The organism is Fodinibius sp. (assembly GCF_041642155.1).
Taxonomy (GTDB): domain Bacteria; phylum Bacteroidota; class Rhodothermia; order Balneolales; family Balneolaceae; genus Fodinibius.
The window spans coordinates 1-14,392 of record NZ_JBEPWZ010000050.1; the positions used below are offsets into that span (position 1 = coordinate 1).

General features: G+C 49.5%; 12 protein-coding genes and 1 pseudogene. 10 read left to right on the top strand and 3 right to left on the bottom strand.

The window, feature by feature from the left end:
* The 4 genes from ACESLU_RS05095 to glyA all read left to right on the top strand — a co-directional run.
* On the top strand, positions 1–1,242 hold a 1,242-nt coding region (locus ACESLU_RS05095; protein ID WP_372636066.1), incomplete at its 5' end, for a TonB-dependent receptor plug domain-containing protein.
* A gap of 4 nt (positions 1,243–1,246) precedes the next feature.
* On the top strand, positions 1,247–2,140 hold the full coding sequence (locus tag ACESLU_RS05100) for a DUF4249 family protein (RefSeq protein ID WP_372636069.1): 894 nt from the start codon (positions 1,247–1,249) through the stop codon (positions 2,138–2,140).
* Positions 2,141–2,313: 173 nt separating this feature from the next.
* Entirely contained in the window at positions 2,314–2,757 is a 444-nt protein-coding gene (gene rpiB, locus ACESLU_RS05105) for a ribose 5-phosphate isomerase B (protein ID WP_372636072.1), read from the top strand.
* A gap of 4 nt (positions 2,758–2,761) precedes the next feature.
* On the top strand, positions 2,762–4,060 hold the full coding sequence (glyA, locus tag ACESLU_RS05110) for a serine hydroxymethyltransferase (RefSeq protein ID WP_372636075.1): 1,299 nt from the start codon (positions 2,762–2,764) through the stop codon (positions 4,058–4,060).
* On the opposite strand, the gene ACESLU_RS05115 is transcribed toward glyA, so the two are convergent.
* Positions 4,061–4,252: a twin-arginine translocase TatA/TatE family subunit gene (locus tag ACESLU_RS05115; protein ID WP_372636078.1), complete on the bottom strand. Its 192-nt coding sequence runs from the start codon at positions 4,250–4,252 to the stop codon at positions 4,061–4,063.
* A gap of 289 nt (positions 4,253–4,541) precedes the next feature.
* Here ACESLU_RS05115 and tatC point away from each other — a divergent pair, with 289 nt between their 5' ends.
* The gene (tatC, locus tag ACESLU_RS05120; RefSeq protein ID WP_372636080.1) at positions 4,542–5,381 is read left to right on the top strand and encodes a twin-arginine translocase subunit TatC; all 840 of its coding nucleotides are present in this window, start codon (positions 4,542–4,544) and stop codon (positions 5,379–5,381) included.
* A gap of 302 nt (positions 5,382–5,683) precedes the next feature.
* Positions 5,684–6,229 carry an FKBP-type peptidyl-prolyl cis-trans isomerase gene (locus tag ACESLU_RS05125; protein ID WP_372636083.1) on the top strand — a complete coding sequence of 182 codons (546 nt, stop codon included), beginning with the start codon at positions 5,684–5,686 and terminating at the stop codon, positions 6,227–6,229.
* A gap of 161 nt (positions 6,230–6,390) precedes the next feature.
* Here ACESLU_RS05125 and alr read toward each other — a convergent pair whose 3' ends face one another.
* Positions 6,391–7,452: an alanine racemase gene (gene alr, locus ACESLU_RS05130; protein ID WP_372636087.1), complete on the bottom strand. Its 1,062-nt coding sequence runs from the start codon at positions 7,450–7,452 to the stop codon at positions 6,391–6,393.
* A gap of 24 nt (positions 7,453–7,476) precedes the next feature.
* Positions 7,477–9,081, bottom strand: a pseudogene (locus tag ACESLU_RS05135) (phytoene desaturase family protein); the annotation flags it as partial.
* 106 nt (positions 9,082–9,187) lie between these two features.
* Here ACESLU_RS05135 and sppA point away from each other — a divergent pair.
* The 4 genes from sppA to ACESLU_RS05155 form a co-directional block, all read left to right on the top strand.
* On the top strand, positions 9,188–10,978 hold the full coding sequence (gene sppA, locus ACESLU_RS05140) for a signal peptide peptidase SppA (protein WP_372636090.1): 1,791 nt from the start codon (positions 9,188–9,190) through the stop codon (positions 10,976–10,978).
* A 9-nt stretch (positions 10,979–10,987) separates the two neighbouring features.
* On the top strand, positions 10,988–11,848 hold the full coding sequence (locus ACESLU_RS05145) for an MBL fold metallo-hydrolase (protein ID WP_372636093.1): 861 nt from the start codon (positions 10,988–10,990) through the stop codon (positions 11,846–11,848).
* 292 nt (positions 11,849–12,140) lie between these two features.
* Positions 12,141–13,826 (top strand): sensor histidine kinase, encoded by a 1,686-nt coding sequence (locus ACESLU_RS05150; protein ID WP_372636095.1) that lies wholly within the window; start codon positions 12,141–12,143, stop codon positions 13,824–13,826.
* A gap of 10 nt (positions 13,827–13,836) precedes the next feature.
* Positions 13,837–14,392 (top strand): response regulator transcription factor (locus ACESLU_RS05155; RefSeq protein ID WP_372636100.1); only part of this gene is annotated, 556 nt, incomplete at its 3' end.

The following is a 14,392-nucleotide window of genomic DNA, read 5'->3' on the forward strand; positions in this document are numbered from 1 at the left end:
ACATGGACACATATCTTTTCTGACAAAATATTTTCAACCGTTACCGTAACCGGCTCCCGTTACTTCAACTTTCCCTCTTTTAAAATTTCGGGCACACCTTTTGAGCGATCCAACAATATTTACGATTTTTCAGCGAAAGCGGATATTGAATACTTTCATAGCGACCGCCACGAACTCTCCGCGGGCTTTTGGACCGGTCGGCTTACCTTAACACTCCAGGATGAATTTGACAGAAATCAAACGTTTAGCTCGCGTACTCATACGCAATACGGTTCATTCTATCTCCAGGATAAGTGGAATCTGACCGACCGGCTGACGATAACCCCGGGCCTTCGAATAAACGGTTTCAGCGAGGGCCGCTACCTGCGTATGGGTCCACGGTTTTCGCTCGAATACCGTCCTTCTGACCGCATCGTTCTGCAGGCCGCATACGGGCGCTATCATCAATTTCTTACGGTCGACTCCAATGAAGCGTTCACCGGCTTTGACGTTTGGCTGACGGCCGACGACGGCGTGTCTCCGTCGGCAGGGAATCAATATATGGCGGGCATCAAAACATCTCCCCGGGATGGTTATACCGTGGATATGGAGCTGTATTACCGGACGATGGAAAACCTCTTTGAGCCGGATCCCTTTTTACAGGACCAGGCGGGAATCCCGTATGAAGAGACCTTTCGTTTTGGAAAAGGATATGCTTTTGGTACAGAAATCCTCCTTGAGCATCAGGTGGGAAAACTGACGGGCTTCGCGGGCTATACATTCGGGGTTACCCGCCGGAAATTTCCCGGCTTTAATGAGCCTGCAGAAGGAGGACCTGCCCGTTATTACCCGCCCAAATACGACCGTATCCACGATCTGAGTGTGGTGCTAAGCTACAAGCTCAGTTCCAGATGGTCTGTCTCCACGGCTTTTAGTTATGCCACGGGACAGGCTTATACCAAACCACTGGGACGTACGGCGGCCTTTGACTTTCCCACGAGCGCTACCAGCAAGCAACAGCTGATTGTGGGTAAAGTGAATGCTTCGCGGCTGCCCGATTACAACCGCCTTGATATCAGCTTTAGCCGGGATGGCACCTTTTGGGGTCTCGGGGAGGCACAGTGGCAGTTTCAGCTTGTGAATGTATACTCGCGGCGCAATACCTGGTTTTACCATTACGACCTGGATGAGAATCCGGCAGAACGCGAGGCAGTACAACTGCTTCCGATCCTGCCGACTATATCCTATACCCTCAATTTTTAACATTATGAACCGGATTGTTTTATTTGTTATCGGTGCAACGGTCCTTGGCGGCTGTGAGCTCTATGAGCAAGATGAGTACCGGGAGTATTATGTGGTTGAAGCCTACCTCGTTGCTCATCATCCCCTTCCGGATGTGCTCCTGAGCAAAACCGTTCCCATTGAAGAGGAATATGTATACTCTGACGCTTCCGTTAAGGAGGCCTCGGTGGAGGTTCGCATGCTCAATGCCGATAGTACGATCAACCACCGGTATACCTATGCTTCGGGGGGTGAGGGAATTTATTATCCCACAGAATCTGCCACTGTTCAGGAAAAGCAGCTCTACCAGCTGTATGTCACACTGCCTGGCGGAGACCATATTGAGGCCAAGACCTATGTCCCCGGCGACTTTGAAACCGTTAACCGAGAGCAACTCCCGGACCAGTATGTATACCAGGGCGACGAGCAAATTGAGATCACAACGACCCCAAGTGAATACCACACGGGCCGGCAAACCTATTATGTCTTTACCGTTAATGCTGAAGAGCCCGATTCGGCCAACCTCACTCCCTTCTACGCCGATTTGGTCGAAGAACAGGATAACAGCCTGCAAATCTATTCTGTCAATTCATCCGGAATTATCAACGAAGGCAATTACAGCCCGACACAGGAGGGCCACATTACCCTGAAGGTTCCCTGGCTTTCCATCGCCTTTTACGGCCCGAATGAGATCGTTGCGAATGCTATCGACGACAATATGTACAACTTTTTACGCTCCCAGGAAACCCAGACAGGCGGGATCAGTTTGTCTCCCGGTGAAATTCAGAATATCCACTATAATATCAATGGCGGTATCGGCATCTTCGGAAGCATGGCTCGTGACAAAAATCGTTTTGAAGTTCTGAGGCCTCCCCGGTAGCAGATATCCCATCGGTATATTATCGAAGGCTGTAATTATCTCAAGATTGAGGCTGATGTTTCTTCCATATTCAAAACATCAAAAAATACTTATTTATACTGGTGCTTTCCCTTTGGTGTTAGCGTTTTTTTCGAGATATTTACGGAGTTCATAAACATAACAAAACAGTTGCCATGATTATCCCCATCGCAAGCGATCACGCAGGATTTGAGACCAAGGAAAAAGTAAAACAGATCCTCGAAGAACTCGGCCATATGCCGGTGGATTACGGTACCCATTCCGACGACTCGGTTGACTACCCGGACTTTGCCGTACAGGTTGCCGAAAAGGTGGACAGCGGGGAGCACGGAAAGGGAATCCTCGTCTGCGGCAGCGGGCAGGGGATGTGCATGACCGCCAATAAATACAGCAACATACGGGCGGCCCTCGTCTACGACGAGACCTCAGCTCGCATGACCCGCCAGCACAACAACGCCAATGTGCTCTGCCTGCCCGGGCGTCAGATGGACCCTGACAAGCTGCAGCAGATCGTGGAAATATGGCTCGACACCGACTTTGACGGCGGCCGGCACGAGCGACGCGTGAACAAAATCAAAAGTTTAACCGAGAATAATTAACTTCATGGAACCACTTTCACAAAAGGATCCGTCCATCTATTCTTTGCTTAATGAAGAAAAAGAGCGACAAAACAATAATTTAGAGCTTATTGCATCCGAAAATTTTGCTTCTCGTGCAGTCATCGAGGCCATGGGATCTACCCTGACAAATAAATATGCGGAAGGCTTGCCGGGCAAGCGTTACTACGGGGGGTGCGAAGTGGTTGATAAAGTGGAAGAAAAGGCCCGGGAGCGTGCAAAAAAGTTATTTGGAGCTTCATGGGTAAACGTGCAGCCTCATTCGGGAGCCCAGGCCAATGCGGCCGTCTACCTCGCTTTCATGAAGCCAGGGGAAACACTGCTGGGCCTGGATCTTTCCCACGGGGGACACCTTACGCACGGTTCGCCCGTTAATTTTTCAGGAATGCTTTACCATTCGGAATTTTACGGGGTCGACAAAGAAACCGGACAAATTGATCTTGACGAGGTACGTAAAAAAGCCAAAGCGATACAACCCAGGCTTATTTCCATCGGGGCATCGGCTTATCCGCGGGATTTGGACTATGCGGCCTTCCGCGAAATAGCAGACGAAGTGGGCGCGTACCTCTGGATGGATATGGCGCACACGGCGGGACTCATCGCCGCGGGCATTTTAAATAATCCGCTGCCTCACTGCCATGTGGTGACTACGACAACACACAAAACGCTGCGGGGACCGCGGGGGGGTATGATTTTGCTGGGCGAGGACGGTGAAAATACCCTTGGGGTGACAGCGCGTAAATCCGGGCGGACCAAAAACTGGAGTGAAGTGCTTGATTCCAGCGTATTTCCGGGCACCCAGGGGGGACCGCTGATGCATGTCATAGCCTCCAAGGCCGTGGCGTTCAGGGAGGCTCTCCAGGATGATTTTGTATCCTATCAAAAACAGGTGCAAGCCAATGCGCAATCAATGGCAGAGACCTTTAGGGAAAAAGGGTACAAACTGGTAAGCGACGGCACGGACAATCATCTCATCCTTGTCGACCTGAGGAATAAAGGGCTTACGGGAAAAACGGCCGAACAGGCGCTCGAAAAAGCTCGTATCACGCTAAACAAAAATATGGTGCCTTTCGATACCGAGAGTCCGTTTGTTACTTCCGGCATTCGTATTGGTTCGCCGGCCATGACGAGTCGCGGTTTTGGCACCGAAGAGTTTACCAGGGTTGCCGAACTCATTGACCGGGTGCTGCAACGTCCTGATGATGAAACCACGCTGTCGAACACCCGTAAGGAAGTATCGCAAATGTGTCAAAATTTTCCGCTATACGACTTTGTAACGGCATAATTAATGCTGATGATTCTCCCGGGTATCACTTCCGACTTCCTCATCTTCCTCGGTTTCCGATTTTTTGGAAACTTTTTTAAACTCATAAATCCCCTGTCCAATGCCCCGGGCCAGTTCAGGTATTTTCCGGGCGCCGAAAAACAGCAGGATAACACCAACAACAATAAGAATTTCCGTTGTTCCGAATGTCATAAAAAAACGTTTTAAGTGAAAGTGTTTGTATTTTCTGCTACAGGATAAGAAAACAGAAGCATTTAAAATAATTTTACTTCATAATAATCTGTATGATACTGCCTATGCTAAGCCCGAGAATCCTTCCCTGTCATATCTGCCGGTAGCTGAAGATATTTTTTGTGCTTTTTCGGGCGTCTTTTTAAGCCGACATACCAAATATTTTTTTATATTTGAAAGCTTTGATATAGTCTGTATCGTCAATGATAGTAGTTCATATGATAATTTTTGGATTTAATTTAGAAGATTTGTGGAAAAACGAGAAACGATGACGAAAAATCCGCCCCCGGCTGAAATGCCGGAGGACCGAACGAGCGATATGGCTTTTCTGGATCACCTTGAAGAGCTGCGCTGGAGAATTATCAAAGGCTTTGGCGGTATCGGCATCGGTATGGTCATAGCCTTCATTTTCGGCGATTTTTTTATTGATAAGGTAATGCTGGGTCCCACCGATGCCGACTTTATTGTCTACCAGCTACTGGGTATAGATGCTATTGACCTGACGCTGCAAAGCCGTAAACTGCCCGGACAGTTCTTTACCTACTGGGGAACACTTATTGTGATCGGAATCATTATCGGGTCCCCTATTTTCTTCTACCAATTATGGGCGTTCATCGAACCGGCGCTTGAAAAAACCGAGAAATGGAAAACCCGCGGAAATACGGCTTTTATTACGTTCTTCTTTCTGCTGGGCGTGGCGTTCGGCTACTTTGTGCTGGTCCCTTTCGCGCTCCAGTTTTTCACGCAGTTTCAAATTTCTACCGCTATCCATAACGACTTTGATATTAATGAATATTTTAGTTCCGTGACGATGTGGGTTCTCTCCTGCGGTATCATATTCCAGCTGCCCGTTCTCAGCTATTTTCTTTCTAAATTCGGGCTGCTTACCCCCGAATTTCTAAAAGAGTACCGACGACATGCCATTATCTTCTGTTTTGTGCTTTCGGCATTTCTCACGCCACCGGATCCGGTTTCCCAGATATTAATCGCAATTCCGCTTATCCTGCTTTTCCAGCTTGCCGTGTTTATGAGTAAAATAGCGGTCCGCAAACGTAAAAAAGAACTTGACAAAGCATTTGGCGACGCCTAAGAAAGAAACATAATATTCGCGCTTTCCTGCGCGTTCTAAATACGTTACATTTAGCGCCTCTGTATAGCACTTAACATCAGCTGTCGCTCTTACAAGAAAGCAACAGACAGGGTGTCAGCCTGTATCTGAAACGCTATGGAGTAGGGCTTTGAAAAATCAGGATTTTGGTCACCTGAGCGAATTCAAAACCACAGCATAGCAAGCATATGTGAGGATGTTTAATCCGCAAAAATTCAGCAATTGGCCAAAAGAACGATTTTGCAAAGGTCTCTGGAAATTAAACGATATAAGTTTTTTATTTAATGATCTCATTTAAAAAGTCAACGATCGTTTCATTATTGCCGGTGCTTACCCTTATCGTCCTGATTCAGGCGTGCGGGGACGGTCCCTCCTATTACCGGCAGGCCGAGCTAACCCCGCCCGAGCCTTTTGATACGACCCAGGCCATCGGCGACTCGACGACCGAAGACGGGCTGACTATCTATTTTATCAAAGATGGGGACGGGCGACAGGATAAAAAAGTTGAGGCCCGCGATCAGGTATATGTTCGGTATACCGGGCGTACAGAAGACGGGGAAGCCTTCGACAGCAGCTACAGGGACAGTTCTCAGGCTCCCACTATCTTTCGAAACCTGACCCCGGTGCCTATAACTTCCTCCAACGGACAAACGATCAGTCCCCTGGTTGAGGGATTCCGGCAGGGTATGATGGGTATGGTCGAGGGCGAAAAAAGAACGCTTATCATTCCCCCCGAGCTCGGATACGGTGATCCCAATCAAAACTTCAGCGGGGGCGACCTCGAAGATGAAACACTCCGTTTCGATGTAGAGCTGGTGGCTATTCTTTAGTTTCGAGGACTTTGAAAAACCAGTCCCGAAGCATCGGGAAATATCAAGGCCTGAGCGCATTCAAAACCGCAGAATAGTAAGCATATGTAAGGATGTTGAATGCGCGAAAATATAGCATATGGCCAAAAGAACGGTTTTACAAAGCCCTCATATCTTACTCGTTAAACATACTCCCGCGGAATGCGGGTGTCGATACTTGTCAGTATCTCATATGGGATAGTATCCAATTTTTGTGCCCAGTCGTACGCGTTGTTCTCCGTGTATAACAGATCGACCTCCGTCCCCGGCTCATAATAATCATCTCCCAGGAAAACCATGCAGTAGTTCATCGTGATCGTCCCCGCCACCGCATACTCCTTTCCTGCAATACGAACTTTCAGTCGGCCCGATAAATTGCGTTTGATGCCATCCTCATACCCCACGGGCAAAATACCCAGATATCCATCCGAAGGAGCCTGCCACTCTGCCCCGTAGCTCACCGTGGCTTCCGATGTTATTTCCTTTGTCTGGGCCAGAAAAGACTTCCAGCTCAAGACAGGCTTTAACCCCCTTATACCCGTAGATCCGGGCGAATAGCCGTATAAGCCGATCCCCAGGCGCACCATGGTACACTGTCGGGTATCATAAAAGGCGGTTCCCCCGGTGTTTGCTATATGAGCAGCCAGGCCATCCGGAAAAAAGGATTGAATTTTTCGGAACGTCTCGTGCTGCCGGGCAACCAGTGAAAATCCGGGCTCATGTGCTGTTGCAAAATGACTGTATATGCCGGTACAGAAGAGCTCCCTGTGCTGCTGAACCATATCGGCTACTTCTTCGGCCTGTGATGGATGGAATCCGAGGCGCCCCATCCCCGTGTCGAAGTTCAAATGATAAGACGTCCCGTTGGGCAACCATTCAAAGTGCTCTTTGGCACTGATCGTGGCCGTCAGGTTATGCACGCGGTACTGCGAAACCATCCGTTGCTGGGGGACTTCAAACACCAGGATAGGTTTTGCAATGTCGTTTTCCCGAAGTTCAATCCCCTCCTGAATAGCATTGACGGCAAAAGCTTCAACGCTGGGATCCAATGTTTGTGCAACTTCAACCGCACCATGTCCATAGCCGTCGGATTTCACAACAGCCATAATGCGCGTACCCGGATCCAGAAAACGGCTGAAGGACCGAAGATTATCCAAGAGCAGATTACGACTTACGATTACAGTCGAATTCGTTTTTTGAATCATGGGAAGTGTATATCGTCTATATCGTTAAAACCAGGATTTCTTGCGCAGATCTTTCAGGATAACCCGGGCCGCATTATAGCCCGCGGCTCCAAATACGCCACCCCCGGGATGGCAGGAAGCCGATGACAAATATAAATTTTTTACAGGAGTTTTGTACTCGCTCATCCCGGGGATGGGGCGGAACATAAACATCTGATCAAAACTCATCTCCACATGCATGACATTCCCGCGGGGCATGGCATGCTTACGTTCAATATCAAGGGGCGTCTGGATATACCAGTCGATCAGCTTATCTTCCATATTGGGCGCATAGCGGCACACGACATCGTAAATTTTTTGGGCCTCTCGTTCGCGGATGTCATCCCAATGCAGGCCCTTTTGCAGTTCATAAGGATGCCATTGCGCCCAGCCGTAGAGGGTGTGTCCCCCACTGGGAGTAACATCCGGGTCAATCCCGGAAAAAGTCATAGCCAACACAGCAGGATTTTCCGGCGGATTTTTTTTCATATAATCACCGATGGCGCTGTTCAGATACGAGACCGAAGGGGCCAGCAGCTGCATCCCGTTGTGAATCCAGGGATCAGCGGGACAAGCACTATAGCGGGGCAGCTCTTCCACGGCACACCGAATGACCATTCCAAACCCATTTCCCACGTTTATATTTTCAATCTTTCGATAGCTGTCGGCGGGTACATGCCGGGGTCCCACCAGCTCCATCATCGTAAGTTGCACATGAGCATTAGAGATCACGATATCCGCGTGAAATTCCCTATCTTCGGTCCGTACGCCCACTGCCGAGCCATCCTCAACGACAATCTCCTGCACCGGCATTCCGGTCAGTACCTCCCCGCCATGTGCTTCCAGGCAGCGGACAAGCGCCTGGGTAAGCATGCCGCTGCCTCCCCGGGGGTGCTTGGCCCCGCTTTGATGCAACATCGACTGCCAACCGGCGAAATCACCCGTCGCAGGATGGTCGGGCGTGGGACCTGACTGGGCCGCAAACCAGGTAAGGGCCGCTTTCATATGCGGACTCTCAAACGCATCGTCCACTACCTTGCCGTAGCTGCTCAGGATTTTTTGCAATCCGCTGGCCTGCTCCCCTTTTTTGAACATGGAACCGTCTCTTATTTGCCCCTTTGCCAGCTCCATGATGATATGTTTACTGCTTGGCGGTACCATAAACGCCTTGAGCACCCCCTTGTTAATGCGCCCCCAGAACTCCACAAATGCCCGGTAGTTCTCTACATCTTCCGGGGCAACCTGTGCAATCGACTCCAGGGTGCGGTCCAGATCCTTGAAAAAATGAATGACTCCCTGCCCCTTTTCACCCGGGACCGGGTAGGACATGATGGGATCCATGTCGATGTAGTCCAGGCCGTAGTGCTCCAGCTCCAGCTCCTCAATAATGCCGGTCTGATGAATCATGATATGTACAGATGACCCCACATCCATGCGAAACCCCCGGGGATACTGTTCCGACCGGAACATCGTTTCGGTAGCTACCGCACCTCCCGGCATATCGCGCCGCTCAACCACCGTTACCGGATACCCCTCTTTGGCAAGATAACAGGCCGTAATAAGTCCATTATGTCCCGAACCCACAACTACTATATCTTGTTTAGCCATAGATAACCAACGATTCTGTTTCTAACATTTTTGCATATTTTTCGTATCCTCCAAGGTAAGAAATTATTTTTCTATTAATTTTGAAATCACTGATCCTGCGAAACCGCCTATGAATTTTTTCAAAACGCTTATTGCCACCATGCTGGGACTTTTTTTAGCAGTGGGACTGCTTCTGATTATTCTTGTTGTCACCATTTCCAGTAGCTCGCAGCAGCCTGAACCCTATATACAAAGCAATTCCGTCTTAAAAATAGGACTCAGTGGCACGCTCCCCGACCGGTCGACCTCAAGTCCGCTGGATGAAATTTTGGCCCGGGGTAACAAGGACAAGGTGTCTCTGCACACATTAAAAGAAAACCTAACCAAAGCACAGTCGCATGACAACATCGAAGGCGTCTGGCTTGAAATAGACTATGTGTCGGAAGGATGGGCCAACCTTGAAGAGGCCCACCGGCTGATCAGCGCTTTCCGTGACAGTTCCGACAAATTTGTGTATGCCAATACCAGCGATGTGGGTTATAATGAAAAAGGATACTTTTTGGCCACGGCGGCCGACTCTATCTTCTCGGCACCGGAAACCTTTTTTGAGTTTGACGGTTTCTACAGCCAGGTCATGTTTTACGACGGCCTGTTTGAAAAGTTGGGCATTGAAGCGGAAGTAACCCGCCACGGTAAATACAAAGGAGCAGTCGAGCCCTTTTATCGCAGAGAGATGTCGGATGAAAATGAATACCAGCTCTCGCAGCTGCTGGATCAGGTACATCAGACCTTCGTGACAGCCGTCAGTCAAAAAAGCGGCCGCACGATCGAAGAACTGGATGGCCTGATGAACGGGGAACCCCATCTGACCTCGCAATTTGCCTATGATGAGCAGCTTGTCGATTCCCTGCTATATACCGATCAGCTGGAAACACTGATCAAAGAGCGTATCGGGCTTGCAGAAGATGAATCCATTAAAACCGTGTCAAATCGCCGATATACCAACGTTTCCGCATCCGCGGCGGGACGCTCGACCTCATCGGCCTCCGACAGGATAGCGGTCATTCATGCCAACGGACCCATTATGCCGGAGATGAATTCCAGTTCGCCTCTGAACGACCAGCAGTTGATAACAGGCAGTTTTTTTGAGGAACAGCTCGAAAACGTCAGACAGGATGACGACATCAAAGCGCTGGTCATCCGGGTAAACAGTCCCGGCGGGGCCGGAAGCACCTCGGACCTGATATGGCGTAAAATTCAAACGGTCAAAGAAGAGATTCCGGTCATTGTCTCCATGGGCGGCGTGGCCGCCTCCGGCGGGTACTATATCGCAATGGCCGCTGATTCTATTGTGGCGGAACCAACCACCGTTACCGGCTCAATCGGTGTCTTCGCTACCAAGCTCAATGCCAAAGAATTTTTCAATGACAAAATGGGCCTTACGTTCGATGAGGTAAAGACACACGAGCATGCCGACTGGCTTTCACAGAACCGAAGCTTAACGCCCGACGAGCAGCAGGCGTTTCAACGGTTTGTCGATCAATTCTACCAGGCGTTCATCGGCAAAGTAGCCGGCGACCGGAATATGAGTATTGAACAGGTAGACAGCCTTGCACAGGGCCGCATATGGACCGGGGCCGCAGCCCGGGAAAACGGACTTGTCGATCTGCTCGGAGGCATGGACAAGGCTATAGGAGTCGCCGCTGAAAAAGCTGAACTCACCGACTACAGGCTTGACCACTTTCCAAAACCGAAATCATTTTACGACCTGCTCATGGGCTCGGCGGCAACTCAGGCAAAAGCATTGCTGAACAATAGCTGGGGTTCCCTGATTGCAGGGGATGAGATTCGACGACAGCTGTCGCTGTTCAAACAACGCCATGCCCTCACGCTCTTTCCTTTTGACATTAACATTCAATAGTCAGACGCCATGCAAATCGGATCGCTAACGGTAGAAGTACTGAGTGAGGGAAAATTCGAGGTTTTCCATGACGGACACATCAACCGTTTTGGGGAAGACGAGGGCGAACCGTCTGATGCCTCAGCGGCAACGGGTGCAGGCAGGCAATCTACCATCGTGGGCATTAATCCGATACTGGTAACATACGGGGACCGGAAGATCTTGTTGGATACGGGCCTGGGTTGGGGACTGGATGCCGGGAGCAGTTATACCGGTGTTTCAAATGTCAACACAAACCTGGCGATATTCGGACTTGCACCGGAAGATATCACGCATGTGGTTCTCAGCCACCTGCATTATGATCACGCCGCCGGATGTTCCTTTACTGATTCCGCATCCAAGACACGGGCAACCTTCCCGAATGCCACGTACTACCTGCATAAAGAGGAATGGAATTTCGCCCTTTCCCGGACAGTTCAGGAGTCGCACGCAAGAGGGACCGGCTATCAGCTGGACGAGTTTTACCGGCTGATGGCGGATGCCCGCGTTCAGCTGGTGTCCGGCAAAACGACGGAACTCATCGAGGGAATTACCCTGCTTCACAGCGGGGGACATACGCCCGGCCACCAGGCTGTATATATGCAAAGCGGTGAAGAATATGCCTGCTACCCCGGAGAACTTATTCCCTCTTCTCTGCATCTCAATCATTACAGCACCCATCAACAGGATTCAAATCCCGTTCAGGCCAAAAAGGCAAAAGTCCGCCTGCTCAAGAAAGCGTACCGGGAACAAGCGGTCTTGTTGTTCTATCATTCACAACACGGCCAGTCAGGGCGGCTGATCAAGGATGACGACAAGCAGTATGTTCTGGCTGATATAGCCAGGGAATAAGAAGTGAACCGATAACCTGGGTTCTTCATGAATACTCGAGGATAGCGTGCGGGTTTAAACGGCTTCCAAATGAACAAACATTGATTAAATATCATGTGTATTTTTTCCTTATAATGCGTATGGGTCTCAAAACTCGGTAATTCGGTTGTATAAATTCAGGCTAACCGTCTTATGCGCTGAAGTCATGTTTTCATGCTTTAGCAGGTTAAGTACAAAAAAATGCTGGCAGGTATAACTTTTGTATTGTTCGATACTTATATTTAATACGATTCAATTCTAACGACAGCTTATTATGAAACGGTACGACTCTCTACGCTGGATATTATTGGCTGCCGGGGTGGTCGCTATCCTGGCGCTCACCAGTATGAATGTCTATTCGCTCTATGAGCTTCACGAGAGTACCATTCAGGTCGACCGACAGCCCAAAAAGCTGCAGGTTGCTGAATTTGCAGACAAGGTTCGATATCGCTTTTTCAAACCTTTCTGGGGACTTAGTTCAACCAATATGGAGCGTTTGAAATCCCGGTTTAACCAAGACAATCAGTTCACTGCCGATATCAACAAGCGGGTAAAGCAGGCGGCAACCGATTCCATTTTTAAAGATATCTATTTTATTCCCTCCAGCCTGAACGGGTGCAGGGAAGGTCGACCCATCTTAAAATACGATCCTGAGAAGGAAAAACTGGTTTGGGATGACCGCTATCCCGAATCCGTATGCGATGGCATGGGTATTGCGCGGACCCAGATGAAAGCACTCGTCAAGGACTATAAATATAATAATAAAGTCATTTTTGATACCAACCGAAGCGTGACACTCGCGTTTATTGATCCCTCCGAGCACAACATCTTCGGATATCTTACGATGCCCCTTAACCAGGAGTACCTTAAAAATGATTTTCTTCCCTCTGCACTGAACAAACACTTCGGAAAGTCCCAAAAGGCCGGGGTTAATGTATGGCTGCGCGACTGGACCAATGGCAACATCATTGCCAGCAGTGATCCCGGCGTGCCCTACGATCACGATAAAATCCAGTTCAAGCAGCGTTTTCCCGATTTCTTCGACAACTGGAAACTGGAAGTTTCCTTCACCAACACGCCAACCGTAGAAGCCTCAAACTCTTCGCTGCTAAAAAATCTGACGGTCCTCGGGGCGGCTGTACTGCTGCTGCTCGGATCGCTGGTATTTATGTTCATTTCTGCCCAGAAAGAGCGCGCTTTAGCGGAACGCCAGGCCGGCTTCCTGGCCAATGTCACCCATGAACTTAAAACACCGCTGGCCGTAATGCAGGCCGCGGGCGAAAATTTGTCCGACGGTCGGGTAAGAGATCAGTCACGGCTCAAAAATTACGGCACGCATATTTATAACGAAGCGGTACGGCTGCGCAGGATGATTGAAAAACTGCTCGATGTTGCCAAAGCGGACGCCGGTCAGTCGCTTATCGAACCCAAGCCCGTGAATCTCAAACAGCTTGTACAGAGCTACATTGACGAACAAAAATCCTATATCGAAAACAGGGGGTTTGCGCTCGATGTAGCTATTGACGATGATATTCCCCTGGCGATGGTCGATATAGACAGCTTCGATACCATCCTGGGCAACCTTGTGGAAAATGCCCTCAAATACAGCAAAGAGGAACGGTACCTGGGTATTTCCCTGGAAGCGAGTGACGATAACATCACCCTTAAAGTGGAAGACCACGGTGTAGGCATGCCCAAAAAGGTGATGTCTCATATTTTTGACAAGTTTTACCGGGCAGAGGACACGCTGACCGCTCAAACGAAAGGTCATGGCTTGGGACTTTCCATTGTCAAAAGCTTGGTGGAGCTGAACGGGGGAAGCATCAGCGTAGCCAGTGAAGTGGGTAAAGGTTCCATATTTACCGTCACCTTCCCCACCCTCGTCAACAGCCCCGTTGAAGAATCCCAGGCTTCAGCCGTTGATTCCTCAGCAATGCGCTCTCCTTCTCTAACATCATAAACAAAAAATTATGCCCGCGGAATCTAAAAAAATAATTATTGTTGAAGATGAGCCGAGTCTTGTGTTTACGCTTGAGGATACCCTTGAAAATGAAGGATATCATACCTTTGTAGCGGAAAAGGGGGACGACGCCGTTGATATCGTCAAAAATGAAGATCTCGACCTTATGATTTTGGATCTCATGCTGCCCGGCATGAGTGGCTACGACGTCTGTAAAAAAGTACGGGCCATGAACTACACCTTCCCGATCATCATGCTTACGGCCCGGGATCAGGAGATCGATAAGGTCACCGGCTTAAATATCGGTGCAGACGACTATGTAACCAAGCCGTTTGGTGTGAAGGAGCTGCTGGCTCGCATCCAGGCTCGCCTTCGCCGGTCGGATCAGTATGCCAAGGCCAAACCCATCAATCAGTTAAAGCTCGGCGATATTCATATCGACCTGAAAAATGCCTGCGCCAAACACCCCGAACAAGGTGACATCGAATTAACGACGCGCGAAGTAGAGCTTATCCGCTATCTCGCAGCCCACGTCAATGAACCGGTCTCACGGGATGCGCTGCTCG